The 26,099-nt window shown below is 59.3% G+C and carries 21 protein-coding genes; 13 read left to right on the forward strand and 8 right to left on the reverse strand.

Translation table 11 applies throughout. The features are described 5' to 3' along the window. Nucleotides 1–20 precede the first annotated feature (20 nt). Nucleotides 21–569 carry an invasion associated locus B family protein gene (locus tag ACZ47E_RS17150; protein ID WP_006698536.1) on the forward strand — a complete coding sequence of 183 codons (549 nt, stop codon included), beginning with the start codon at nucleotides 21–23 and terminating at the stop codon, nucleotides 567–569. Here ACZ47E_RS17150 and ACZ47E_RS17155 read toward each other — a convergent pair. The 4 genes from ACZ47E_RS17155 to ACZ47E_RS17170 form a co-directional block, all read right to left on the reverse strand. Then, nucleotides 566–3,706, reverse strand: coding sequence for an efflux RND transporter permease subunit (locus ACZ47E_RS17155; RefSeq protein ID WP_006698535.1), 3,141 nt, complete (start codon nucleotides 3,704–3,706; stop codon nucleotides 566–568). The two genes, ACZ47E_RS17150 and ACZ47E_RS17155, sit on opposite strands and share 4 nt — an antisense overlap. Beyond that, the gene (locus ACZ47E_RS17160; protein ID WP_034498197.1) at nucleotides 3,703–5,001 is read right to left on the reverse strand and encodes an efflux RND transporter periplasmic adaptor subunit; all 1,299 of its coding nucleotides are present in this window, start codon (nucleotides 4,999–5,001) and stop codon (nucleotides 3,703–3,705) included. The genes ACZ47E_RS17155 and ACZ47E_RS17160 overlap by 4 nt, the downstream gene beginning before the upstream one ends. Before the next feature lie 283 nt (nucleotides 5,002–5,284). Continuing rightward, a complete protein-coding gene (locus tag ACZ47E_RS17165; RefSeq protein ID WP_006698533.1) occupies nucleotides 5,285–6,481 on the reverse strand; it encodes a polysaccharide biosynthesis/export family protein in 1,197 nt (398 codons plus the stop codon). A gap of 396 nt (nucleotides 6,482–6,877) precedes the next feature. Continuing rightward, entirely contained in the window at nucleotides 6,878–8,002 is a 1,125-nt protein-coding gene (locus ACZ47E_RS17170; RefSeq protein ID WP_034498196.1) for a glycosyltransferase family 4 protein, read from the reverse strand. A gap of 427 nt (nucleotides 8,003–8,429) precedes the next feature. Here ACZ47E_RS17170 and ACZ47E_RS17175 point away from each other — a divergent pair, with 427 nt between their 5' ends. From ACZ47E_RS17175 to ACZ47E_RS17195, 5 genes are all read left to right on the forward strand, one after another. Then, nucleotides 8,430–9,956 (forward strand): ABC transporter substrate-binding protein, encoded by a 1,527-nt coding sequence (locus ACZ47E_RS17175; protein ID WP_034498193.1) that lies wholly within the window; start codon nucleotides 8,430–8,432, stop codon nucleotides 9,954–9,956. A gap of 105 nt (nucleotides 9,957–10,061) precedes the next feature. Next, on the forward strand, nucleotides 10,062–11,003 hold the full coding sequence (locus tag ACZ47E_RS17180; RefSeq protein WP_006698531.1) for an ABC transporter permease: 942 nt from the start codon (nucleotides 10,062–10,064) through the stop codon (nucleotides 11,001–11,003). Next, nucleotides 11,003–11,878, forward strand: coding sequence for an ABC transporter permease (locus ACZ47E_RS17185; protein WP_004438752.1), 876 nt, complete (start codon nucleotides 11,003–11,005; stop codon nucleotides 11,876–11,878). The genes ACZ47E_RS17180 and ACZ47E_RS17185 overlap by 1 nt, the downstream gene beginning before the upstream one ends. A gap of 1 nt (nucleotide 11,879) precedes the next feature. Further along, the gene (locus ACZ47E_RS17190; protein WP_004438755.1) at nucleotides 11,880–13,103 is read left to right on the forward strand and encodes an amidohydrolase/deacetylase family metallohydrolase; all 1,224 of its coding nucleotides are present in this window, start codon (nucleotides 11,880–11,882) and stop codon (nucleotides 13,101–13,103) included. An 82-nt stretch (nucleotides 13,104–13,185) separates the two neighbouring features. Further along, nucleotides 13,186–13,680: a RidA family protein gene (locus ACZ47E_RS17195; protein WP_004438756.1), complete on the forward strand. Its 495-nt coding sequence runs from the start codon at nucleotides 13,186–13,188 to the stop codon at nucleotides 13,678–13,680. A gap of 6 nt (nucleotides 13,681–13,686) precedes the next feature. Here the strand turns inward: ACZ47E_RS17195 and ACZ47E_RS17200 are convergent, their stop codons facing one another. After that, nucleotides 13,687–14,523, reverse strand: coding sequence for an IclR family transcriptional regulator (locus ACZ47E_RS17200; protein ID WP_004438758.1), 837 nt, complete (start codon nucleotides 14,521–14,523; stop codon nucleotides 13,687–13,689). 88 nt (nucleotides 14,524–14,611) lie between these two features. Here ACZ47E_RS17200 and ACZ47E_RS17205 point away from each other — a divergent pair, with 88 nt between their 5' ends. Further along, the gene (locus ACZ47E_RS17205) at nucleotides 14,612–15,808 is read left to right on the forward strand and encodes an aminotransferase class V-fold PLP-dependent enzyme (protein ID WP_022563691.1); all 1,197 of its coding nucleotides are present in this window, start codon (nucleotides 14,612–14,614) and stop codon (nucleotides 15,806–15,808) included. A gap of 211 nt (nucleotides 15,809–16,019) precedes the next feature. Then, on the forward strand, nucleotides 16,020–17,855 hold the full coding sequence (locus ACZ47E_RS17210) for an ABC transporter ATP-binding protein (RefSeq protein ID WP_045534550.1): 1,836 nt from the start codon (nucleotides 16,020–16,022) through the stop codon (nucleotides 17,853–17,855). Between the two features lie 4 nt (nucleotides 17,856–17,859). Here ACZ47E_RS17210 and ACZ47E_RS17215 read toward each other — a convergent pair whose 3' ends face one another. Both ACZ47E_RS17215 and ACZ47E_RS17220 read right to left on the reverse strand, forming a co-directional pair. Continuing rightward, a complete protein-coding gene (locus tag ACZ47E_RS17215) occupies nucleotides 17,860–18,489 on the reverse strand; it encodes a glutathione S-transferase family protein (protein WP_022563693.1) in 630 nt (209 codons plus the stop codon). A 1-nt stretch (nucleotide 18,490) separates the two neighbouring features. Next, nucleotides 18,491–18,856 (reverse strand): ArsR/SmtB family transcription factor, encoded by a 366-nt coding sequence (locus ACZ47E_RS17220; RefSeq protein ID WP_004438767.1) that lies wholly within the window; start codon nucleotides 18,854–18,856, stop codon nucleotides 18,491–18,493. Nucleotides 18,857–19,069: 213 nt separating this feature from the next. Here ACZ47E_RS17220 and ACZ47E_RS17225 point away from each other — a divergent pair, with 213 nt between their 5' ends. The 4 genes from ACZ47E_RS17225 to ACZ47E_RS17240 are packed head-to-tail and all read left to right on the forward strand — an operon-like array spanning nucleotide 19,070 to nucleotide 23,936. Continuing rightward, a complete protein-coding gene (locus ACZ47E_RS17225; protein WP_112765385.1) occupies nucleotides 19,070–19,936 on the forward strand; it encodes an ABC transporter substrate-binding protein in 867 nt (288 codons plus the stop codon). After that, on the forward strand, nucleotides 19,933–21,060 hold the full coding sequence (locus ACZ47E_RS17230; RefSeq protein ID WP_022563695.1) for an LLM class flavin-dependent oxidoreductase: 1,128 nt from the start codon (nucleotides 19,933–19,935) through the stop codon (nucleotides 21,058–21,060). The genes ACZ47E_RS17225 and ACZ47E_RS17230 overlap by 4 nt, the downstream gene beginning before the upstream one ends. A gap of 29 nt (nucleotides 21,061–21,089) precedes the next feature. Then, on the forward strand, nucleotides 21,090–22,922 hold the full coding sequence (locus ACZ47E_RS17235) for a TRAP transporter large permease (protein ID WP_045534493.1): 1,833 nt from the start codon (nucleotides 21,090–21,092) through the stop codon (nucleotides 22,920–22,922). A gap of 15 nt (nucleotides 22,923–22,937) precedes the next feature. Further along, on the forward strand, nucleotides 22,938–23,936 hold the full coding sequence (locus ACZ47E_RS17240) for a TRAP transporter substrate-binding protein (RefSeq protein WP_045534491.1): 999 nt from the start codon (nucleotides 22,938–22,940) through the stop codon (nucleotides 23,934–23,936). A gap of 53 nt (nucleotides 23,937–23,989) precedes the next feature. On the opposite strand, the gene ACZ47E_RS17245 is transcribed toward ACZ47E_RS17240, so the two are convergent. After that, nucleotides 23,990–25,501, reverse strand: a complete 1,512-nt coding sequence (locus tag ACZ47E_RS17245; RefSeq protein WP_112765384.1) for an aldehyde dehydrogenase (NADP(+)) — start codon at nucleotides 25,499–25,501, stop codon at nucleotides 23,990–23,992. A gap of 243 nt (nucleotides 25,502–25,744) precedes the next feature. On the opposite strand from ACZ47E_RS17245, the gene ACZ47E_RS17250 reads away from it, so the two are divergent. Then, nucleotides 25,745–26,098, forward strand: coding sequence for an antibiotic resistance protein VanZ (locus tag ACZ47E_RS17250; RefSeq protein ID WP_112765383.1), 354 nt, complete (start codon nucleotides 25,745–25,747; stop codon nucleotides 26,096–26,098). The last annotated feature ends 1 nt before the right edge of the window (nucleotide 26,099 follow it).

Below are 26,099 nucleotides of genomic sequence, written 5' to 3' on the forward strand. Positions count from 1 at the left end.
AGACGCGTTGCGCAAGTGCCATGGCTGCCACTCTGCTGTTCGTCGCAAGTTCTCTCGACAGCGCAGCTGCGCAGGAGACGTCGCAAGGCGCGGTATCCTTCCACGAGGCCCACGGAAGCTGGCAGCTTGCCTGCGCTGGACCCGAAAATAACGATGAGCCAGATAGAGCGTCTGGCGCGACGCAGGAAATCAAGCGGACATGCGCGATAGCTCAGGTCCAATTGGAGGAAAAGACCCGCAAACTCGCCGTTTCCGTGGAGTTCCGGCTCGCCGGTGAAAAAGCACCGGGGAAACTTGCGGGCACGATGGTTCTGCCCTTCGGTCTAGCCGTGACCAAGCTCTTTTCCGTCAAATCGGGAAATATGCGCTTGCAGGAGGTGCAGGTCAGCACTTGCTTACCGGTTGGCTGCGTTGTTTCCTTCTCGCCCTTTGTCGAGCTGGTCTCGGCGCTGAAGGCGGAACAGACACTGACGATAGAGGCACCCGATCTGCAGGGTCGCATTGTCTCGTTCCAGCTGCAGGGCAAAGGGTTTCCGGAGGCGTTGAAACGCCTTGAGGAAGTGCGTTAGGCCGCTACGGAATCCGGCTCAGGTTTCGCGCCCTGTTCCTGCTTTTGCGCATGGAGTTCGACATTTTTCTTGCGGGAAAATAGCCCTGACAGAAACCGGCCGAAGCGGTCCATTTCCACGAAGATGACAGGCGTGATGAACAATGTCAGCAATTGCGAGACGATGAGACCGCCGACCACCGCGATGCCGAGCGGTTGGCGCAGTTCTGAACTGGCGCCCGAGCCGAGCGCGATGGGAAGAGCGCCAAGCAATGCGCAGAATGTCGTCATCATGATCGGGCGGAACCGGCGCACGCAGGCTTCGTGAATGGCGGTTGTGGGTGGTTCCGCTTTTTCGCGCATCAGTTCCACCGCCACGTCGATCATCATGATCGCGTTTTTCTTGACGATGCCGATAAGCATCAATAGCCCGATCAGGGCGATGATGGAGAAATCCATGCCCATAACCTTCAGCGCCACAAGGGCGCCGAAGGCCGCTGCCGGCAGGCCGGAAAGAATGGTCAGCGGGTGGATGAAGCTCTCATAGAGAACGCCGAGAACGACATAGATGGTGAGCACCGCCGCCAGAATGAGGATTCCGGTGTTCCCCTGGCTCTGCTGGAAGATTGCCGCCGTGCCGCCATAGCTGGTGAAGACATCCTGCGGCAGGCCTATCGTGGTCTTGAGCTGGTCGATCCGACTTGTGGCGTCGGAGAGTGCCACACCATCCGGAAGGTTGAAGGAGATGGTGGTGGAGACGAGCTGGCCCGTCTGATTGATGGTAACAGGCGCTTGCGTCCGGGTGAGAGCAGCGAAGTTGGAAAGCGGCACCAGTACGCCCGTTTTGGCCGAAAGAATATTGATGTCGCTCAGGAAATCGTCATTCCACGGCTTCGAGCTGTCGAACTCGACAATGACATCGTAGCTGTCGCCGGTCGACTGGATCTGTGCGGCGGTGTAACCGCCGAAGGACATTTCCAGTGTCTTGCGCAGCTGATCATTGGTAATCCCGAAGGCAGCGGCTTTTTCCGAATCGACCGAAATCGTGGCGGCGATGGCGCCGTTTTGGGCATCCGAGGTGACTGACGTGAAGGTATGGTCGCGGCGCATCGCCTCCATCAGCTTGTTCGACCATTCATTGGTGATATCAGCGTTCAAGCCCTGCACCACGAGCTGATATTGGCTGGCGGAGCTGCGCCCGCCGAAACGCAGGCTCTGCTGCGGGTTGATATAGGTGCGGATGCCCGCGACTTTCGAGCTGGCCTGGCCCAGTTCCGTCAGAACCTGGCTCAGAGGTGCACGCTCCTCCTTGGGCTTGAGTTCGACAAACATCGAGCCGTTGTTCAGCGGATTGCGCGAATTGCCGCCAACGATGGATGTAACGTGTACCACGGCCGGATTCTTGCGGATCTGATCGGCAACCTGCGCCTGGAGATCGCGCATCGCCGTGTAGGAAATATCCTCTCGCGCCTGCGTGGAAACCGAAAGACGGCCGATGTCTTCCTGGGGGAAGAAGCTGGAGGGCAGCACTTCGAATAGATAAAGAGATGCCGCGACCGAGGCGAGAAATGACGCCAAAACAATCCGGCGATGGGAAAGGCACCAGCTCACGGCGTTTCCATAGGCGCGAAGCGTCCGCTCGAAGCCGGCATCGAACCAGCGGATGATCGCCGGTGGCCGGGAGGAGTGGCCGGAAAGGCGCGAGGCGAGCATTGGCGTGACCGTCAGCGATACCAGAGCCGAGGCCATGATGGCGAGCGTGACGACCATGCCGAATTCATTAAAGAGCCTGCCGATCACCCCGCCCATCAACAGAATGGGGATGAAGACGGCGACAAGCGAAATCGACATGGAGAGGATGGTGCTGCTGACTTCCGCTGCACCCTGCAGCGCGGCTTCCCGCATCGGCAGCCCCTCTTCGTGCAGGCGCAATATGTTTTCCAGCATGACGATGGCATCGTCCACCACAAGACCTACTGACAGGGTGAGCCCAAGCAGGGAGATATTGTCGATGCTGTAACCCAGCACATACATCGCGCCGAACGCCGTGATCAGCGACAACGGCACGGCAAGACCCGGAATGACGGTTGCCGTCAGATGCCCGGTGAAGAGGTAGATCACTGCCACCACCAGCCCGATGGTCAGGAACAGGGTAAACTGAACGTCGGAAATCGCGTCCTTGATCGCGGTCGAGGCGTCGTTCATCACGTTGATGTTGACGGAAGGCGGCAATTGCTGGTGAAGCGCCGGCAGCTTGGCCTTGATGGCGTCCACGACATCGACGGTGTTGGCATCCGGTTGCCGCTGAACGGCGAGAACGATGGCCTGTTCGCCGTCGAACCAGCTGCCCGCATTGGTGTTGTCAATGCTGTCGGTGACGTTGGCGATATCACCGAGGTGAATGGGTGCGCCGTTGTTCGTCGATACGACCAGCGAACGGAAGGCGGCTGCGTTCGTGCGCTGGGTATCGGCTTCGATCGTCAAGCGCTGATTATCGTTCTGCAGTGCGCCGACGGGAACCTGATTGTTCGCCTGGGCAATGGCGGTGGTGACCGTATCGACGCCGAGGCCTCTTGCCTGAAGCTGCGCCGGATCCAGCCCAATGCGCACGGCATAGGTCTGCGCACCGTAGATACTTACCTGCGCCACGCCGGAAATGGTGGAAAGGAGCGGGGAGATAATGTTCTCGGCGATTTCATCGACCTTGCTGGTGGGCATTTCCTTGCTGTTGACCGCAAGCAAGAGTACCGGGGCATCGGCCGGGTTCGTTTTGCGATAGCTGGGCGTCGTCGTCATATTGCTTGGCAACTGCCGTTGCGCGCGGGAAATTGCGGCCTGCACGTCGGCAGCGGCCGCGTCGATATCGCGGTTGAGATCGAACTGAAGCACGATCGAGCTGTTGCCAAGCGTATTGGTGGCGCTGATCTCGCTGACGCCGGGAATTGTCTCGAACTGCTTGACCAGTGGCGTGGTGACCGAGGTGGCCATGGTTTGCGGGGAGGCGCCGGAGAGTGATGACGACACGTTGATCGTCGGAAAATCCACCTTCGGCAAGGCCGCGACCGGGAGTAAACGGAAACCGGCAAGGCCTGCCAGAACGAGGCCGATGGCGAGAAGCGTGGTGGCGACGGGCCTGTTGATGCAAAAATTCGGGATCATTGGCGGCCAGCCTTTTCCTGCGGAATATTGGCGGCCAGATTGCCTGCCGCCCCGCCCTTGTCGGAAAATTGCTCGATCACGAGCTGGCCGTCGGCGAGTTCCGACTGGCCCTCGACGATGAGATGCTCTCCGCCATTAAGGCCGTTCGCAATGGCGGTGAGGTCGCCGTTCGAACGCGCGACCTCAACTGGCGTCATATGAGCATGATGATCGCCGTCGACCGTGTAGACAAAATTGCCTCTCGGTCCGGGCCGCACAGCGACCGTCGGTACGACGACCATTTCGTCTTCGGAAACAAAATGCGCGGTGACGTTGACGGACTGACCGGGCCACAAAAGGCCGCGGTCGTTCTTGAACTCCGCCTTTGCCAGCACTGTGCCGGAGGTCTGGTCCACAGTGTTGTCGTAAAAACGCAGTACGCCGCGCATCGCCTCGCCGCCGGTCGCCGCAGAGTCGACATCAACTGCCGTGTCTTTCGCTACGCCTTCGCGCAATTGCGGCAGATAGCGTTGAGAGAGCCGGAAACTGACCGAGATGGGGTCGTATTTCGTGATCGTCACGATATTCACGCCGGCACTAAGGTAAGCCCCCGGGCTGACGCTGATATGACCCAGTCTCCCATCGAAGGGAGCACGGATTTCCATATGTTCCAACGCCACCTGATCGGACGCAAGCGTTGCGCGGTCGGCATCGATCTTGGCGCTGGCGCTGTCCCGCGCCGCTCTGGCCTGATCCAGCACCTGCTGTGACTCGGCGCTTTGCTTGACGAGGTTGGCGGCACGCTGAAAAGCGGCTTCAGTCTGTTCAAGTGTCGCCTGGTCGGCGGCGATATTCGCCTTGTCCTTGTCGACCGCCGCACGGGCGATGCGATCGTCCATCTTGAGGATCAGATCCCCCGCCTTGATGTGCTGGCCGTCCTTTGCCTCGATTTCGGTGACGAGGCCGGCCTGGAGCGGTGCGATATTGGTGATGTCGGCTGCTACCGCCCACCCTGTTGCCGCCGCGTCCATTGGCAGCGTCGCCTTACTGACCGAAATGGTGCTGACGGTCGGTGGTCCGCCATTGCGCCGCCCGCCCCCCTGCCGTTGCCCCTGTTGTGCGCCTGGCTGGCCATTGCGGGAGGATTGCGGTTTTGCACTTGCAGTCGTTTCTGCGGTTGCGGTCTCCGCCTGCGGTGGAGTGCTGGCAAATTGTTTCAGATAGGGAATTTGATCAAGCGGCAGGCGGTCCTTGAAATACCACGCGCCGGCGGCTGCGATGGCAAGAACGCTGAGGGCGGTCCAGAAACGTTTCATCTGACGGTTCCGCGTAATGAAGGCGATACATGTTTCCCGACATGTGCGGCAAGCCTTGGGAGCAGCTTTCCTCCACAAGACACCCAATACGCTGCGAAATCACCTTAAACTTTTGTAATGGCAGTAACCGTGTGCGAGGGCCGTTTGCCCTGCCGTACAGGGGCTGAAGCGGATCGCGCTCGCATGCAACCCCGCCATTGCGCGTATTCTTCGCGCCGGTTTGCACAGGAAAAGGCCGCCTCGTTTCCGGGGCGGCCTTTTGCGCGATGCGATACGCCGGAGGTCAGAAAGCCCGGATGGCGTTGCGGGTCGCCAGCACATCTTCAGCAACATTGCCTGTGGTGGCGGGCACGGAGCCGACGAGATCCAGGAACTTGTAGAGTTCGGTAGCCTGCGAGTTCGTGACATAGATAATGTCGCGATCCTGCATCGGGAATTTCGTGCTGGCAAAGAAGGTCGAGGGATCGCGCAGATTGGCACGGAAAATGACCGGAACGTCCTGGCCAGCGAATTTCGACGTGTTGATGCCGAGCTTCACGAGGAGATCGCGCTTGACGATGCGGTAGACATAGACTTGGGCGGGATCTGCACGGGAGTCGAGCAATCCGCCCGCCTTGCCAAGGGCGTCCGAGAGCTTGAGATCGGCGTCCTCGAACTCGAAACGGCCGTTGAGGCCGGAAGCGCCGAAGGCTAGATAAGTACGGCGCTCCCGCTCCACCATGATGGTGTCGCCCGGCACCACATAGATGTTTTCCGAAGGCGTGCTGACAAGGTGATTATAGTTGACGCGGGCCGTCTTCCCGCGCCGAATGAGCGTGACATAGGACTCTATGTTGGGAGCACTCAGGCCTTTCGCGTAAGAGATGACGTCAAGAACGCGATCACCCGCTTCCGACAGCTGCACCTTTGTCGGCTCTTTGACGTCGCCCAGAACCGAGGCCTGTGCGGAGCGGCTGGAAATCTTGGTGATCAGAACCTGCGGCTCGATGGCGCGATTTGCCAGGCGCTCCTCGATTTCACTCTGCACATCCTCGACATTGCGGCCGGTTGCGCGGATCTTGCCTGCATAGGGAACGCTGATATTGCCTTCCCGGTCGACCGTCTGGTTGGGCAGGCTGATGAAGTTACCCGGGCGGCTGCCTGCATCGTTTGGAATGAACAGGCCGCCGGCCTGGCTTTCGAAAATGGCAACCTGGACTACGTCGCCGACACCCATCGGCAATGCCGGGACGCCGCCCTTGCCACCACCGAAGCTGCCGAGCAAGGTGGTCGTGGTGGTATCACCGACATAGTTAAGGACGGAGCTGTTGATGTCGATAAGCGCATAATCCACGCCTGCGGTTTTTTTCTTGTCCTTTGATCCGAATTTTACGGAGGCGTTGGATTCGATTGTGGCTGCGTCGGGGCCAGATGCCGCTGTGACAGTGCAGCCTGCCAGAGCCGCAGAGGCGAGCAGAATCGAAACATTCAATAAACGCATTTGGTCCTCAAAATGAATATCGTGCGAAAAGCATAAACGGACACGTATAGGTTTTTAAAAATGATCACTTCGTAAATAACCCGGTAAAGAAAGTCTCAGCCGGTTTGCATTTGTTCAGAAAGGATAGGATCGAAAAACGTGTTGAACTGCGAAAGTAATATGCAATTTTGGAGCGTAATTCAATTTTATTAAGGTATCTCGGGCTAAATCTTGTGTATTGCTTATGTTATGCAAGACGCACTGTTTTATTTTCGCTGCAATTCAACATTCGTCCGCCCACTATCATCTCTGTGATTGCTGCATTGTGCTAGTGCAGTTTTGTCACGCTTATGCAGTTTTTTCCTTTGTCGACACCATGTAATCAGTTTTGATAGTCGAGTTTCACTTTGCAGGCGATCACGCCCGTTCAGCGAGCGCGAAATTGACGGTGTCGGCAAATTCCCTCAGGAAGCGTTCGCGGGAGAAACGGGCGGCATTGTCGATGCAGGCGGTCTTGTCGAAGCGGTCGGAATTGTCGACGAACTCCTGCACCGCGCGGCAGATCGCTTCAGGCGTCTGTTCGCGGAAATAAAGGCCCGTGGGCTGGTTGGAGCCGCCGAGCGGTATGACGGTTTCCAGCACGCCGCCCTTGCCATAAGCGATCACTGGTGTGCCCAGAGCCTGGGATTCGACGGGCACGATGCCGAAGTCGTCTTCCGCCGCAAAGATGAATGCCTTGGCTTCCGCCATGTATCTGTGAAGCTCCTCATTGCCGACAAACCCCAGGATTTCGATATTGGGAGTCGCGATATCGCGAATGCGCTTCATGTCCGGGCCGTCTCCGATGACAACGAGGCGCCGGTCGGGCATTTTGGCGAAGGCTTCGACGATCAGATGCACTTTTTTGTAGGGCACCAGCCGTGATGCCGTGACGAAATAATTGCCCTTGCGATCAGAGGGAGAGAGGTGGGAGGTATCCACTGGGGGATAGATCACCGTGGAATCCCGCCCATAACACTTGCGCACCCGGTTGCGGATGAATTTGGAGTTGACGGTCATCAGGTCGACACCGTTGGCGGTGCGGATGTCCCACATGCGGATATAATGTAGGATGGCGCGGGCGATCCACGAGGCGAAGCCGTGCGTCAGCCGCGTTTCCTTGAGGTACTGATGCTGAAGATCCCACGCATAACGGATGGGGCTGTGGATATAGGAAACGTGAAACTGGCCCGGCCCGGTGATGACGCCTTTGGCTACTGCATAGCTTGAGGAAATGACGAGATCATAACCGCTCAAATCGAATTGCTCGACGGCGAGCGGCATCAACGGCAGGTAAGAGCGATATTTCTTCCGGGCGAAGGGCAGGTTCTGGATGAAGGAGGTATTGACCGGGCGGCCGCCGAGAAAGCCGCGATCACGCTCGCTCATGAAATCGACGAGGCAGAAAAGATCTGCCTGAGGATAGATTTCGAGAAGGTTGTGAAGGACCTTTTCAGCCCCACCCCTATCGGTGAGCCAGTCATGGACGATCGCCGTCTTCATAGTTTCCTCAATAATATCAACGTAATAAAAATTTGTAATCCGACCTGGAAATAAGCCGGCAGTATCGAATATCAATCTTGTCTTCACCCGCAAAAGCGCGGCTGCGAAGACGAAACAATGCGAAAATAATATGGACGCAGGGTTATGTCTGTCGGAATCCTGTCCTGCGCCGTCTCTTGAATAGCATCTTGTTCGCAGATGCGAAATATCCCGCTTCCAAATTTCCTGACATCTGCGCCGACCCGGCGTCTGGCTGTGGCTGCCGAAAGCGCGCCGGGCGGGCGGTGCGTACCAAAATGCTTCCCCGTCGGTCTGGTAATCATTCCTCCTCCCTTCAAGGTTATTGACAAGGCGTCGCAGCAAGATATTCTGTTATAAAGATGCATATAACATAATAATGGAACACAGAAGAGCTGGGAGCTTGACCATGAGACGTAAAATTGCATTTCTCGCCACCGCCGCGTTGTTGCTTGCACCGGGTGTGATGATGGCCCAGGAAAAGGGCGGCGTGATCAATGTCGCCACCATCGGCGAGCCGCCGACATTGGACCCCATGGCGTCTACCGCCGATCTCGTCGGCATCGTCACACAGCATATTTTCGAAACGCTCTATACTTTCGACAAGGGCTGGAAGGTGACGCCGCTGCTGGCGGAAAGCCTGCCCGAGATCAGCGCAGATGGCAAAACCTACACGATCAAGCTCAGGCAGGGCATCAAGTTCCACGACGGCAGCGACATGACGTCTGAAGATGTCGTCGCCTCGCTCGGACGCTGGATGAAGATCGCCTCGCGCGGCAAGCAGGCCGCCGGCTTTATCGAGAATATCTCCGCACCCGACGCCGGTACGGTGGCGATCACCCTCGAGCAGCCCTATGCCCCGCTCACCTCGCTGCTCGCGTTCAACAATTCCGCGGCGATCATCCTGCCGGCCGAAAAGCAGGCGGAGCCGATGGCCGAATTCATCGGCACCGGTCCCTATATGCTGAAGGAACGCAAGGCCGACCAGTATATCCAGCTCGTGCGCTTCGATGGCTACAAGTCCCGCGGCGGCGAAAGCGACGGTTACGGCGGTGCGCGCCATCAATATCTCGATGAAATCCGCTTCGTTCCGGTGCCTGATCCGAACACCCGCGTCGAAGCCGCCGTTTCGGGCCAATACGACTATGTCGATTCCATTCCTGTGGAATCCTTCGAGAAGGTGAAGTCGTCCTCCGCCTCGCAGCCGTTGATGCTGAAGCCCTTCGGCTATCCGGTCTTCGTCTTCAACACCAAGGAGGGACTGTCCTCAAAGCTTGAGGTTCGCAAGGCGGTGACGGAAGCGCTAAACATGGAAGACATGCTCGCGGCGGCTTTCGGCAGCACGGATTTCTACGCGCTCGACGGCGCTTATTATCCCGACAACTTCTCTTGGCATTCAGAAGTAGGTGTCGAGGGCAACTATAATGTCGGCAATCCGGAAGCCGCCGCCGAAAAGCTGAAGGCGGCCGGTTACAATGGTGAGCCGCTGCGCATCCTTACCAGCCGCCAGTATGAGTTCCATTACAAGATGGCGCAGGTTGCTGCAGAATATCTGAAACTGGCCGGTTTCAAGGTGGATATGCAGGTGGTGGACTGGGCGACGCTGACACAGCGCCGCGCTGACCCGAAGCTCTGGGATATTTATATCAGCCACAGCCCGTTCCTGCCGGAACCGGCGCTGATGGGCGCGCTTTCCACGAGCTCGCCGGGCTGGTGGGATACGCCGGCACGCAAGGCTGCAGTTGATGCCTTCACTGCCGAAGTCGATCCGGATAAACGCATCGCTCTCTGGGCCGATGTGCAGAAGACGATCTATGCCGAGCTGCCGCTTCTCAAGATCGGTGACTTCAATGCCGTGGCGGCGAAGTCCAACAAGCTGGAAGGCGTCGATCCCGCTCCGTGGCCGTATTTCTGGAATGCCTCGGTCACAAAATAAAGCCAGGACGGCAATCGGGTGCCGGCTGCCGGCACCCTTCAGCAGCTTCGCTTCAACTATCGCGCATAAGTGGTCCGCCACTTTTGCGATCGGGAGCCCTTATTCGTGATACGGTATATCTTCCAGAGACTTGCGGGAATGATCGTGGTGATGTTCCTCGTCGTTACCATCGTTTTCGTCATCCTGCGCGTCACGCCCGGAGACCCGGCCGCCGTGATGCTGGGGCCGGATGCCTCGGCACAGGACATTGCGGAACTGCGCACCCGCCTCGGCCTCGATCAGTCGCTTGGGGTGCAATATGTCTACTATATCGGCCAATTGCTGAAGGGCGATCTCGGCCAGTCGATCTTTCTCAATATGCCTGTCGGATCAGCCCTGCTGGATCGGGCCGAACCGACCTTTTTCCTGACAATCTTTTCACTGCTGATCGCCAGCGTCATCGCTCTCCCGATCGGCATCTATGCCGCTTACCGGCGCGGCTCGTTCGTGGACCAGGCCGCAACGACGGTCGCGATGCTGGCGGCGAGCATTCCGAGCTTCTGGCTCGGCCTCATCCTCATGCAGGTCTTCGCCGTCAGGCTCGATATGTTCCCGGTATCGGGTTATGGCGGGCCGGGGTCGAGTTTCGTCGAGCGCATGTATCATCTGACGTTGCCGGCTATCGCGCTTGGCCTCGTGTCCTCCGCCCTCATTCTGCGCTTCACCCGCGCCTCTATGCTGGATGTCCTCGGTGACGACTATGTCCGCACTGCACGCGCCAAGGGCGTCAAGGAGCGTCGGGTGGTGATGAAACATGCGCTGAAGAATGCGCTTATACCCATTCTCACCGTGCTTGGCCTCACCGCCGCCGTGCTGATTTCGGGTGCGGTGGTAACGGAGACCGTCTTTGGTTTGCCGGGGGTCGGAAATCTCGTCGTCTCGGCGGTGCTCCGGCGTGATTATCCGGTCATTCAGGGCGCGCTTCTCGTTATCGCCGGGCTCTACGTGCTCATCAATTTTGCAATCGACATGCTCTACCTGCTGGTCGATCCAAGGGTTCGCTACTGATGGCCGATATCGTTTCCACCGTTCCCCCGGCACGCAACCCGACCGTCCTGTTCATTCGGCGTCTCCTGAAGCGCAAGACAGTCGCCGCCGGCCTGCTCGTGCTCCTTGTCTTCGTGCTGCTTGCGGTTTTCGCGCCGATGATAGCGCCGTACTCGCCCTCAAAACTGTCGATCGTGAACCGCCTGAAGCCGCCGAGCGAACTCTATTGGTTCGGCACCGATGAGTTTGGTCGCGACGTCTTTTCCCGTACCATATACGCCGGAAGACTGTCGCTTCTGGTCGGGGCCGCCGTGGTGGCGCTTTCGGCGCTGATCGGCATCACGCTCGGCCTGCTTGCCGGTTTCTTCCAGAAACTGGATACGCCGATCGCGCGGCTGATCGATGCGATGATGGCGTTTCCTGATATTCTGCTGGCGATTGCGCTGGTGGCGGCTCTCGGCCCGTCGCTGACGACTGTCATCATCGCGCTCGCCGTCGTTTATTCGCCGCGCCTTGCCCGCATCGTGCGCGCCTCGACGCTGGTAATTCGTGAGTTGCCCTATGTGGAGGCGGCAAAGGCGCTCGGCATTTCCACTTTCCACATCATGACGCGGCATGTCCTGCGCAATCTGGTCTCGCCGATCCTCGTGCAATGCACCTTTCTTTTTGCCAGCGCCATGCTGGCGGAGGCCGGCCTGTCGTTTCTGGGACTTGGTGTCAGCCCCGAAATTCCAACGTGGGGGACCATGATTTCCGCCGGCCGCCAATATATCGGACAGGCCGACTGGATGACCTATTTTCCCGGCTTTGCCATCATTCTTTCCGTGCTGTCGCTGCAAATGGTTGGCGATGGACTGCGGGACATGCTCGACCCAAGACTGCGAAGGGATTTGTAATATGACATCAGGTGAACAGGCAAAAACGCCTCTTCAAGCTCCCATTCTTCTCACCAATGTCAAACCTGTCGGTTTCGGAAAAGGTGCGTCTGAGGCTTCAACCGATATTCTGATCGGCGGCGACGGCAAGATTGCCGCGGTAGGCTCTGCCCTGCAGGTGCCTGCGGATGCGCAGCGTATCGACGCCAAGGGTGCCTTCATTTCGCCCGGCTGGGTCGATCTGCACGTGCATATCTGGCACGGCGGCACCGACATCTCCATCCGCCCCTCCGAATGCGGGGCCGAGCGCGGCGTAACCACACTGGTGGATGCCGGTTCGGCGGGCGAGGCGAATTTCCACGGTTTCAGGGAATATATCATCGAACCCTCAAGGGAGCGCATCAAGGCCTTCCTCAACCTCGGCTCCATCGGCCTCGTTGCCTGCAACCGGGTGCCTGAACTGCGCGACATCAAGGATATCGATCTCGACCGTATCCTCGAATGTTACGCGGAAAACAGCGAGCATATAGTCGGCCTGAAGGTGCGGGCGAGCCATGTCATCACCGGCTCCTGGGGTGTGACGCCGGTCAAGCTCGGCAAGAAGATCGCCAAGATCCTGAAAGTGCCGATGATGGTGCATGTGGGCGAACCGCCCGCACTTTATGACGAGGTGCTGGAAATTCTTGGCCCCGGCGATGTCGTGACCCATTGCTTCAACGGCAAGTCGGGCTCCAGCATCATGGAAGACGAGGACCTGTTCAACCTTGCCGAACGCTGCGCCGGTGAAGGCATCCGACTGGATATCGGCCATGGCGGCGCATCCTTTTCCTTCAAGGTTGCGGAAGCCGCGATTGAACGCGGGTTGCTTCCGTTCTCCATCTCTACGGATTTGCATGGCCATTCGATGAATTTCCCGGTCTGGGATCTGGCAACCACCATGTCGAAGCTGCTCTCCGTCAACATGCCCTTCGAAAACGTGGTTGAAGCCGTGACCCGTAACCCCGCCTCCATCATCCGCCTCGATATGGAAAACCGTCTCGAGGTCGGTCAGCGCGCAGATTTCACTGTTTTTGATCTTGTCGATGCCGATCTGGAAGCGACCGATTCCAACGGCGACGTGTCGCGCCTGAAGCGCCTGTTCGAGCCGCGTTACGCGGTTATCGGCGCGGAAGCCATCGCGGCCAGCCGTTACATTCCAAGGGCGCGCAAGCTGGTGCGCCACAGCCATGGTTATTCCTGGCGCTGACCCCGACTGATAGGGCGGAGGTCCTTCCTCCGCCGTTCGCAGCCATTACGGGAAACCGCTCCCGGCATTATGAGGAATTCGCGTGAAACAGTCTTCGCTCGACGCAGAAGGGCACGTCTCGCCCTATGACCGGCTCGCCGCGCTCGGCATCTCCCTGCCGCCGCCGCCGCCGCCGATTGCCAATTTCGTCACGCATGTGGTGGAAGGCAACATGCTTTATCTTTCGGGCCAGGGGCCGCGGGAAGAAAATGGCCACCTCTATGCCGGCAAGGTGGGCGCGGAAATCGGGCTGGAAGAGGCCTATAACCATGCGCGTCTCACCGGCATCAACCTGCTTGCCGTCATGCACGAGGCGCTGGGCGACCTGTCGCGGGTGAAGAAGGTGGTGAAGCTGCTGGGCATGGTCAATGCCGTCAGCGATTTCCGCGATCACCCGAGCGTCATCAACGGCTGTTCCGATCTCTTCATCGATGTGTTCGGCGATGCGGGACAACATGCCCGCTCCGCCGTGGGCTTCGGCTCACTGCCGGGCAATATAACCGTCGAAATCGAAGCCATCGTCGCGCTCAAGGGGTGAGGCCGTTCAATGGTTGCGCCAGCCCATCAGCTTTTCGATCCGTTCCGCCGAGACCCTGACCTGCTCGGTGTAGTGGTTCTCGTCCGCCAGCACCTTCTGCTCGGGCAGCACGATGGAAATCGTCGCAACGCATTCGCCCCTGTTGTCGCAAATCGGCGAAGCGATGCATGCCACGGCGTAATCGGACTCGGCGACCTGGATAGACAGCCTGTCACGGAACGCCGCCGCCGCAGACTGGGACAGCGTTTCCGGGTTGATTTCGGCGCGTCCGGTCGGCGAGGAACGGGCGCAGCGACGGAAAAGTTCGAGACGTTCGGCTTCCGGCAGATGCCCGACGAGCAGACGTCCGGACGCCGTCCAGTTCAAGGGAACGCGGGTGCCGACACGGGACGCGACCTGAAAATGGCTCGGTCCGTCCGCCATGGCCAATACCAACATATGGTCGCCATCGCGGCCGCAAAGCTGCACCGTCTCGCCCGCATGGCGGCAGAGATCGTGCATTTCGTGGGTGGCGACACCCATGAAATCGAGCGAGCGGGCATAGGCAAGACCGTAGTGGTAAAGCCGCGCGCCGAGCCAGATGTTGCCGTCGGCATTGCGCGCCAGCATGTTCTTTTCGATGAGATCGTCGATGATCACATAGACGGTGGACAGCGGGGCCTTGATCGCCTTGGCAATGGCGTAAGCGCCGGCGGGGGATCCGGTTTCGTAGAGGTAATCAATAACCTGAAGGGCGCGGTCGATGCCGCTGACGCGAGAGCGCTTGGCCGCCTTCGCGTCCGGGTTTTCCGCCGTATCGGGAAGGGCGGATAAAGGCGTTTCGTCCAGCTTATGGGCGTCCAATTTTGGCTCCTCATCGATTTTGAGAAGCTATTACATTATTATGGCATATATGTCGATGCCCATCGCATCGCAAAGACAGGAGAAAGACATGACCGAGGATATTAGAAGCAGGATCGGCCTTCGCCCGGTCATCAACGTCTCGGGCACCATGACCTCGCTCGGCGCTTCCATCGTCGTTCCGGAAGCGGTTGAAGCTATGGCGGCCATCCTGCCGCAATTTGTCGAGATCAACGATCTGCAGCGCAAGGCAAGCGCGATCATTGCAAGGCTGACGGGCGGCGAGGCCGGTTTCGTGACGGCGTCCTGCTCCTCCGGCATCAGCCTTGCGGTGGCGGGCGCCATTACCGGCAATAATCTGCTGGCCATCGAAAAGCTGCCCGATGTTGCGCCTCAGAAGAACGAAGTGCTGGTGCAGATGGGGCATGTGGTGAGTTATGGCGCGCCGGTGGATCAGGCCATCCGGCTCGGCGGCGGCAAGGTGGTGCTGATCGGGCAGGCAACATCGACCCACCGTTTCCATATGGAAAACGCCATCACCGAAAAGACGGCTGCCGCTGTCTATGTCGTCTCGCATCATGTGGTGGATTACGGTCTGCTGCGTCTTTCCGAATTCGTCGAGATCGCCCACGCCAAGGGTGTCCCTGTCATTGTCGATGCCGCTTCCGAATACGACCTGAAGCTGTTTTTGGCCACGGGTGCGGATGTCGTGCTCTATTCCGGCCACAAGTTCCTCGGCGGACCCACCTCGGGCATCGTCGCGGGTAAGAAGGAACTGGTGCGTCATGCTTTCCTTCAGAATATGGGCATCGGCCGCGGCATGAAAGTCGGCAAGGAAAGTATCTATGGTGTCATGGCGGCGCTTGAGGCCTGGGAAAAGCGCGACCATGCCGGCATCCGCGAACGGGAAACCGGTTATCTCAACCTGTGGAAAAGGACGCTGGATGGACGGCCGGGCGTGACGGCGTTGATCGAGCCCGACCCGACCAACAACCCGCTCGACCGGCTGCGCGTTATCATCAATGCCGAAGATGCGCATATCACGGCATGGGACCTGACGACGGCGCTGGCCAAGGGTAACCCGCCGATCATCACCCGCGATCACGAGGTGGAACATCGCTATTTCTATCTCGACCCTTGCAATCTGCATCCCGGCCAGGAGACTATCGTTGCGTCCCGTCTGGCGGAGGAACTGGACAAGGCACGCGCCTCCAACGAGGTAATTGCGACACCGTTCGAAGACCGCAGCCGCCACCGTTTCGACGGCATGCTGCACTGGCCGGACTAATAACGACTGCATATCGAACGAGCGGGTGCCGCGAGTTTCTTCTCCCCGCCGGGGAGAAGGTCGCGGCAGCGGGATGAGGGGCAGGGGTGCGATCTATCGTGAACGTCGCCCCCTCATCCGACCCTTCGGGCCACCTTCTCTCCGACGGGGAGAAGAAACAGGCCGTGACGCCGTGCCTGAATTCAAACGAGAAGAAAAGAAGGGAACGATCATGACCATGCCGCAGGCAGTACCGCTTGGTGCAAAAGATGCCGTGCTTTCCGTCCGCAACCTCACCACGTCCTTTCACGTGGATGGCGGTTGGAAACCGGTGGTGCGTGATATTTCCTTTGATGTCGGGCCGGGCGAGACGGTGGCGATCGTCGGTGAAAGCGGTTCGGGCAAAAGCGTGACATCGCTCTCCATCATGCGGCTCCTGGATCGGGAAAGCAGCAGGGTCGAGGGCAAAATTCTGCTCGGCGGTCGCAACCTACTGTCACTTTCCGAAGACGCCATGCGGCAGGTCCGGGGCAATGAAGTCGCCATGATATTTCAGGAGCCGATGACCAGTCTCAATCCGCTCTTCACCATCGGCGACCAGATTTCCGAGGCTCTTCTGTGCCACCAGCCCATGTCGAAAGCGGAAGCGCGAGCGGAGACGATCCGCCTGCTCGAAAAAGTCCGCATACCCTCCGCCGCCTCGCGTTTCGATGAATATCCACATCGGTTTTCCGGCGGCATGCGCCAGCGCGTGATGATCGCGATGGCGCTTGCCTCCAAACCGAAGCTGCTGATCGCGGATGAGCCGACGACGGCGCTTGACGTCACCATTCAGGGCCAGATTCTCGATCTCATCAAGACACTTCAGGAAGAGGAAGGTACCTCCGTCCTGTTCATCACCCATGACATGGGCGTGGTGGCTGAGATCGCCGATCGCACGGTCGTCATGTATCGTGGCGAGCAGGTGGAAGTCGGCGCGACCGCGGATATTTTCCATCGCGGTAAACATCCCTACACGCGTGCACTGTTGTCCGCGGTTCCGGTTCTCGGTTCCATGACGGGCGAGGAAAGGCCGCTGCGGTTTCCCATTGTCAACACCACCACGGGAGAAACGCAGGAACCGGCGCGTCCGGCCGATACCGTCAATGCCGCAGCCCAGCCGGTGCTCAAAGTTGAGGGGCTGACCAAGCGCTTCGATATCCACTCCGGTCTCTTGGGGCGGCTCAGCGGCCGCGTGCATGCGGTGGAAAACGTGTCCTTCGATCTAAGGGCCGGGGAGACGTTGTCACTGGTGGGCGAAAGCGGCTGCGGCAAGTCGACCACCGGTCGCGCTATCATGCGGCTCATTGAGCCGGATGCAGGTTCCGTGGTGGTGAACGGCGAGAATATTCTCGCCCTCGACAAGTCAGGCATGCGAGAGATGCGCAAGACGGTGCAGATGATCTTTCAGGATCCCTTTGCCTCACTCAATCCGCGCATGACGGTGGGCGCGGCGATCGCCGAACCTTTTCTGGAACACCGTATGGGCAGCGCCCGCGAGGCGAAGGATGTGGTGGCCGACATGCTGGAAAAGGTCGGGCTCTCGCCCGATATGGCGGCGCGTTACCCGCACGAGTTTTCCGGCGGTCAGCGGCAGCGCATCTGCATCGCCCGCGCGCTGGCACTCCAGCCCAAGGTGATCGTCGCTGATGAGAGCGTTTCGGCGCTGGATGTCTCCATCAAGGCGCAGGTCATCAACCTGATGCTGGACTTGCAGCAGAGCCTCGATCTCGCCTTTCTCTTCATCAGCCATGACATGGCGGTGGTGGAGCGCGTCAGCCACCGGGTGGCGGTGATGTATCTCGGCGAGATCGTCGAAATCGGCCCGCGTGCGGCTGTCTTCGACAATCCGCAACATGACTATACCCGCAAGCTGATGGCGGCCGTGCCGGTGCCGGACCCGGACCGCAGAAACACGCGTCGCGGTGCCGCCAATGACGAGTTGAAAAGCCCTATCCGCTCAGTCGATTATTCCGTGAAGCCGCGGGAATATCGCGAAGTCTCACCCGGCCATCTTGTCGCCAGCTAAGCGATCAAAGTCCCGGAACGTCAGATGTCACAAATGGCACGCGATAACCGCGCTGGAAGGTTTCGCGCTGTCCAAGCTGGCGATACCAGCGGTTTACTGAGGGAAAATCAGCGAGATCGATTTTATGACGGGCGAAACGCGAAACCCATGGCCAGATGGCGATATCGGCTATTGAAAAATCGCCGGCGACGAACCCGCGCTCTGCCAAGCGGTCATTCAGCGTCCGGTAGAGGCGTTCGGTATCCGAGGCGAAACGTGTCTCGGCGAAGGGTGCCTTTCCTGTATTGTACGTCAGGAAATAATGGGCGTAACCGAGTGTCGGGCCGAAGTTGGCGGCCTGCCACATCAGCCACTCGGTGACTGTAAGCCGTGCCGCGGCAGAGACGGGCATGAGCCGTCCGGCTTTCTCCGCGAGATAGATCAGGATTGCGTTGGACTCTGTTAAAACGGTGCCATTGTCTTGATCGACGATTGCAGGGATTTTGGAGCCAGGGTTGATGCGAATGTACTCGGCCGAGAACTGTTCGCCTTTTTCGATATCTATGGCATGGCTGACATAGGGCAGGCCAAGTTCTTCCAGCGCAATCGAGATTTTGAGGCCGTTCGGCGTGATCCAGGTGTAAAGGTCGATCATGTTAGTCGAACATTGCCTCATCCAGCGGCAAAGCGCGCCTGCCTTTCTTGCCGGTCACATCGGAAAGATCAGCATAGAGGCCGCGTAATGTCAGAACCAACTGGACAATACGCGGATCGGTAACACGATAGATCACCGCCTTGCCCTCCCGCGTGCCTTCGATGACCCCCGCATCGCGCAGTTCGGCCAGCTGCTGTGAAAGCGTCGGCTGCTGGATGCCGAGTTCATATTCAAGCGCGGAAACGGAGGCTTCCGTTTCCATGAGGTAACAGACGATGGCCAGACGGTTGGCATTGGCCACAAGCTTCAGGAGCTCGCTTGCTTCAACCACGCTGCGGCAGATGAGATTGGAAACCGGTTTGGTCACGACTGAAGAGGCCCATTTTTCAAACTATAAAAAAGTAAATTGTGTGGCGATAAATTTCAATGGTTTGATAAGCCTCATCCCAGATCAATCAGGCATTTTTTAAAATCTACAGGATTAGTAGATTTCTCTTTCGCTTTCCGCCCGGGGATCGCCAAAACGTTTCTCGAAAACACTCTATAAAAAAGTAGATTGATTGTGAAATGAGGTGTCGACATGAAAATCGGGGTCCATCCCAACAATCTGCATTTGCGGCTCGCCCGGCTCTGGCCCGGTTCTTTTAAGGCATTCGAGCCTGAATTCGTGCCCTATAGAGAAGGGCGCGATACCGCGGCGCTTCTGGAAAAGGGTGAAATACATTTCGGCGGCACTGGGTCGACACCGCCCATCGAGGCGGATGCGCGAGGGCTCTCGGCGGTCTATATTGCCGCCTCCGCACCGAGGCCGGCCAATGGCGCGATCCTCGTGCGGCGCGACAGCCCGATCCGTTCCGCCGCCGATCTCTCGGGAAAACGCATATCCCTGATCGACGGATCGTTTCATACCTATCTTCTGGCGCGCAGCCTGGAAGGAGCGGGGCTTGGCCTCTCGGATGTCAGCCGGATAGAAAGCGGCGACAGTGACAGCCTGAGGGACCTCGTGGAAGGTCGCGTCGATGCCTGGGTGACGATGTCGCCGCGGCTGGAAAAGGCTCTGACCCATGAAGAAATCAGACTTTTGGTTCGCTGCGGCTCCACCATTCCCAACCGTTCGCTGTTCTGGACGCTGGATCGTCACGCTCTTGCGCCTGAAACGAGGCAAGCGATTGCGGCTGAACTGGACCGCGTCGGCCGCGCCGTTATGGCTAATGTAGAGCAGGCGGCTGCGCTGCTCGCCGCCGAACCTGGCAGCGAAGGCGACGCTTCGTCCTGGGCAAAGGTATTGCGCTCTCGCGATCTTTCAGTCGTGCCTGCCACTCAAAATATTCTTGCCGAACAGCAGGAGGAGGCCGATACGCTTTACAGGCACGGCCATTTTTCCTTACCGGTTCACACCGGACAGAGCATGGTTCAGCAGGCAGCCAGCGCGGGAGGCGACAGATGAATGTTTTCTGGTACATGTGCGCCCCCGACGGCGCCTATCCCTGGCAGCCGGAAGGCTCCCGCAGGGTCGATCTCGGTTATTACAAGCAACTGGCGCTCGCTTACGACCAGCTCGGTTATACCGGGGCGCTGTTTGCCACCGGCGCGCATGACGTCTGGGTTCTGGCGGGTGCGCTTCTTTCCTATACCGAGCGGCTGAAGCTGCTGGTCGCCATTCATCCGGGCCTGATCGCGCCAACGCTGCTTGGCAAGATGGCGGCAACGCTTCAGGAGTTTTCGCGCGGGCGCCTGCTTATCAATGTCGTCTCGGGCGATGCGAAGATGCTCGGCGCCTATGGCATGACCATGCCGCATGACGAGCGTTACGAGATGGCGGATGAATATCTGCAAATCTGGCACCGGCTTTTCGCCGGCGAAACGGTGGATTTCAACGGGCATTATTTCCAGACGCAGGGCGCAAAGCTCGCTCTGCCGGTGGGGCAGGGCATCGAGCCGCCGCCGCTGTGGTTTGGCGGCTCTTCGGACAAGGCCATCGACGTTGCGGCCAAACATGTCGAGACCTATCTCTCGTGGGGCGAAACGCCTGATCAGATTGGCGCGAAGGTCGATCTCGTCAAGGCGCGGGCGGAAAAGCTCGGTCGAGAACTGGAATACGGTATTCGCCTTTATGTTATCGTGCGCGATACGGATGAAGAGGCCTGGGCTGCCGCCGCCGATCTCTACCGGCGCATGGATGAGGCAGCGATTGCCGCCAACCAGCGTTTCGTCGGCAAGACCGATTCCGTCGGCCAGCAGCGCATGACGGCGATGCATGGCGGCCAGAAGCCGGAGAACCTGCGCGATCTTGAAATAGCGCCAAATCTCTGGGCCGGCATCGGTCTCGTTCGTCCAGGTCCGGGAACAGCTATCGTCGGCTCGCCGGATACTGTCATCCGCACGCTGGAGGCCTATAAGAAGGCGGGCGTGAACACCTTTATCCTTTCCGGCATGCCATTGCTGGAAGAAGCCTTCCGTTTCGGGGAAAAGGTGCTTCCGCGTCTTGACGTATCGCGTGAGGTTTCGGCGGCAAAACAATTCACGTGGTCGACATTGTTCGACCGTGACCTCTCGGCCAAGGCCTCATGAGCATGGCTTCGGGAGTGGAGAAGAAAGACATGATGGCGAGTCCCGTAACGACATCGGCACGAGGGCGCATCGGCCCGCAGCGTGTGGCAGGGCGGCTGCTGGCCATTCTGGACAAGGTACTCGGTGCGGTCGCGGCAGCAATCCTTGCCACGCTGCTCGTGGTGGTTCTGGTCAATGTGACCCTGCGTTATCTGTTTCACACCGGCTTCATCGGCGCGGAAGATCTGGGCATCTGGCTTAATGTCGCGATGATCGCTGTCGGCGCGCCTCTCAGTCTCAAAAGCGCGCTTGCGATGCGGCTCGATGTTTTTGTGCGCTTCCTGCCGGAACGTTTCCATGCTGCCACGGAAGTCCTGGCCGATGCTTTCTCGTTCGTTGCCGCGCTCATACTCGCCTTCGGCGGGGTAGAAATTGCGGCAATGCTGGGCGGGACGTCCCCGACGCTTGGTCTGCCGGAATGGGTGCGTTTCGGTTTTCTCGGTGCGGGTGGTGCACTGATTTTTGTTTATCTCGCGCTTCAGCGCGTCAGTGAAGGCAAGGCGTTTGCTGTTCTGCTCTCCGTCGTCATTGCTGTTGTTTCCTATGTGGGCCTGCCGGAAATTTTCGTCGATACGACCCTGCCGCCGAGCCTGTTTCTGGCGCTTACGGCAGCCGTGGGGCTGGTTCTGGCCGCGCCGCTTGCCCATGCCTTCCTCGCCGCCGCCTATGTGGCGATTGCCTTCGGCAGTACTTTGCCGGAGCCGGCCATCGTTTCCTCGACGGTCACAGGCATGTCGAAATTCCTGCTGCTCGCCATCCCCTTCTTCCTGCTGGCGGGAAGTCTGCTGACGGAATCGGGCGTCGCAAACCAGCTCGTCCGTTTTGCCGCCTCCATGGTCGGCCACCGACGGGCGGGGCTGGCGCAGACGACGCTTCTAACCAGCGTGCTGTTTTCCGGCGCATCCGGTTCTTCAGTCGCCAATGCCGCCTTCGGCGCCTCCACCTTCCAGCCGGAACTCGTCAAGCATGGTTATCCACCCGCGCAGGCGGGTGCGATCATCGCCGCCACGTCCGTGCTGGACAACGTCATTCCGCCCTCCATCGCATTTCTCATCCTCGCAACGGCCACCAACCTTTCCGTCGGGTCGCTGCTGGTCGGCGGATTCTTTGCGGGCGGGTTGATGGCGGTCTGCCTGGCGGTGGCGATCCATTTCAGCGTGCGCAGCGTTGATACCCTGCCTCGCGCTACGGGCTCTGAGCGGTGGCGCTCGGCCGTGGCTGCGATACCTGCCTTCGGTCTTGGCGTCATCGTGGTGGTCGGCATCCGCATTGGCGTCGTCACGACCACGGAAGCCGCAGCGCTTGCAGCGCTTTACACGCTGTTTCTCGGCTTCGGATACCGGCTGGGCGCGCGCCGCATTTTTACAACCTTCCGCCAATCGGCCGGTGAAGCAGCTGCGATCGGCCTTCTGATCGGCACGGCTGGCCCCTTCGCCTTTCTCCTGGCGGTCGATAATGTCTCCGGTCTTGTCACCGACTTCGTGACATTGCTCGGTGGCAGCAAGATCGCGGTGCTTCTGCTGTCCAACCTTATTCTGCTCGTGGTCGGTCTTGTGCTTGATATCGGTGCTGCCATCCTGCTGTTCGGGCCGATCCTTCTGCCCGCTGCCGTGGCAGCCGGTATCGATCCCATCCATTTCGGTGTCATTCTCGTGGTCAATCTCATGATCCACGGCCTGACACCGCCGCTCGGCATGCTGATCTTTGTGGTGAGCGGCGTCACCCGCATTCCGGCGACAGCCCTTTTCCGGGCCGTCGTTCCCTATCTCCTCTCCCTTCTCGTTTCCCTCGCCATTCTGTGCGTCTGGGCCATTTTCTTCTAATCCGGGGCTTTATTCATGACTATTATCGACCGTCGTCATCTCCTCAAACTCTCCGCTCTCGGCGCGGCAACGCTCGCCGCACCGGCCTTCGTGCGCACGGCTAGTGCCAGAACCCGCAGCCTCACCGTTGCGTCGCTTTTCGCTGACGACAAGCCGGAGACGAAAATCTGGGTGAAGATCAGTGAACTGATGGAAGCGAAGCTGCCCGGTCGCTTCCGGTTCAATATCGTAAAGAGCGGTGCGCTGGGCGGCGAAAAGGAAGTGGCGGAGAATATTCGGCTGGGATCGGTTCAGGCCAGTCTTTCAACCGTTTCCTCGCTTTCAGGCTGGGTGCCGGAATTGCAGATCCTCGATCTGCCCTTCCTGTTCCGTGATGGGGAGCACGTGCGCAAGGTGGTAACCGGCGAGACTGGCAACGAGTTGAAGACGAAGCTTGCCGCCCAGCAATTCATCGCTGCCGATTTCATCAATTACGGCGCGCGCCATCTGCTGACCAAGGAACCGGTAACACGGCCCGAGCAGCTGGAAGGCAAGAAGATCCGCGTCATCCAGAGCCCGCTGCACACCAAGCTGTGGAGCGCCTTCGGCACCACGCCGGTCGGTATTCCGATCACCGAGACCTATAATGCGCTGGCCACAGGCGTGGCCGATGCCATGGATCTTACCAAGTCCGCCTATGCCGGCTTCAAGCTATACGAGGTCGTGCCTTATCTAACGGAGACCGGCCACATCTGGGCTTCAGGCGTCGTTTATTATGGCGCGACCTTCTGGAACCAGCTGGATGACGAAGAAAAGAAGGTGCTGTCGGAGGCTTCCAGCGAAGGCGCGAAGTACTTCAACCAGCTGATCGTTGAAGATGAAACGAAGTCCGTTGAGCTTGCGTTGTCCAAGGGTGGCAAGGTGCTGCAGCCGGAAGCGCTGGATGGGTGGCGCAAGGGCGCTCAGGGCGTCTGGCAGGATTTCGCCGGCATTGTTGGGGGTATCGAGAAGATACAGGCCGTGCAGTCTGCCTGAGACTACGGGTCAGACGAAGAACAGGGAGGCGTGTGAGCGCCTCCCCTCTTTTATTAGCGAATGTCTTCCGGCAGAACGTCCGAGGGAATGTTCTGATAGGAAACCGGGCGCATGAAGCGGCGGATCGACATGGTGCCGACAGAGGTTGCGCCGAAGTTCGTGGAGGCCGGGTAGGGGCCACCGTGAACCATGGCTTCGGAAACTTCCACGCCGGTCGGGAAACCGTTGGCGAGAACGCGGCCCGCCTTGCGTTCCAAGATCGGCAGCAGCTTGCGGGCGAGTTCGGCGTCGCCTGCATCGAGATGCAATGTCGCCGTCAGCTGGCCTTCGAAGCTCTTGGCAACCTCAAGCATTTCTTCGGTGCTATCAACAGTCACGATCAGGCCAAGGGGTCCGAAGACTTCTTCAGCAAGCGCATGGTTGGCAACCCAGTCCTTGCCCGAAACGCGGAACAGGTAAGGCGTTGCATTGCGCAGGTTGCAGGTGGTGGTCAGCACGTCGCGCACGCCGTTGCCGGCAGCGATACGATCACGGCCATCGCGATAGGCAGCGGCGATACCGTCTGTCAGCATGACCTGCGGGCCAACTTCGGAAAGAGCGGCGCGTGCGGTTTCAGCAACCGCATCCGCCTGCTCGGAGAGGATGACGGCGATGCCGGGGTTGGTGCAGAACTGGCCCGCACCCATGGTCAGCGAACCCGCCCAGCCCTTGGCGATGGCTTCACCACGGGCGGCAACGGCTTCCGGCAGCAGGAACATCGGGTTGACCGAACCCAGTTCGCCGAAGAAGGGGATCGGCTCGGGGCGCTGGGCGCAGAGATCGAACAGCGCACGACCGCCAGCGAGCGAACCGGTGAAGCCGACCGCCTTGATGCGCGGATGCTGCACGAGCGCGGAACCGACATCGCGGCGGCCACCCTGGATCAGCGAGAAGACGCCGGGATGCAGATTGTGCTTCTTGACGGCGGCAAGAACCGCTTCGGCAACGATTTCACCGGTGCCGGGATGGGCGGAGTGACCCTTGACGACAACAGGGCAACCGGCAGCCAGAGCCGCAGCGGTGTCACCACCGGCCGTGGAGAAGGCGAGCGGGAAGTTCGACGCGCCGAAAACGGCGACAGGGCCGATCGGACGCTGCATCAGGCGGATATCCGGGCGCGGCAGCGGCTGGCGATCCGGCAGTGCTTCGTCATGGCGGCGGTCGAGATAGTCACCCTTGCGGATGTGCGAGGCGAACAGGCGGAGCTGGCCGACGGTGCGGCCGCGTTCGCCCTGCAAACGTCCTGCGGGCAGGCCGGTCTCGGACGAGCCGATTTCGGTAATGGCGTCGGCGCGGGCTTCGATCTCGTCGGCAATGGTGTCGAGGAATGCGGCGCGCTCTTCGCGGGTGGTGTAACCGTAGCTCCAGAAGGCTTCTTCAGCTGCCTCACAGGCGGCATTCACCAGATCGACGGTGCCGACCGAAAAATCGAAAGCTTCGCCATGTGCAGGCTCGCTGCGGAATTTTGCTTCCGTTGCGACCCATTCTCCTGCAACCAGATGTTTGCCGTGCGGCTTGAAACTCATTGTGCTCTTCCCTGAAAACTGATCCTGTGTGGAAAACCCACCCGACACCGTGACGTTGCACCGAAAGGCGACAGCGCAAGCGCCATCAGCCGCGATCCTCGCCCGGTTGCCTTCTGCCTTAGCCCGTGTAGGGCCTGAGCGAAAGCCGGTTTTTCAACTATCTGACCAAAAAGTGTGATTAATTGGGCGAAGCGTGAAAAAGACCTGCTTCCGTTTACGCACACGACGCTCTAATGTGACGCCATGATGACAAACAGATTTCCGAAATATGTTGCCTGGTCGCTTCTTCTGTTGATTGTAATCGTGACTGTCAGCCCCATTGGGCTGAGGCCCCACACATTGACGACGGTCGGCATTGACCGCGCAGGTGCCTTCGCCCTCTGTTCGGCCGCCTTCGTGCTCGCCTATCCGCGTTACTGGCTTGCCATCATCGTCGCGGGCATTGTTGCGGCTTTTGGCATCGAGGCGCTGCAATTCCTGTCGCCGACACGCCATCCGCATCTGACCGACGCAGCCGTGAAGGCCGTTGGGGCTGTTGCCGGCGGATTGGCCGCCTATTCCTATCTCATGTTTCGGGCGAAGATGGCCGCAGGCTGAC

The sequence above is a fragment of the Agrobacterium sp. 5Ca39 genome, assembly GCF_055382365.1.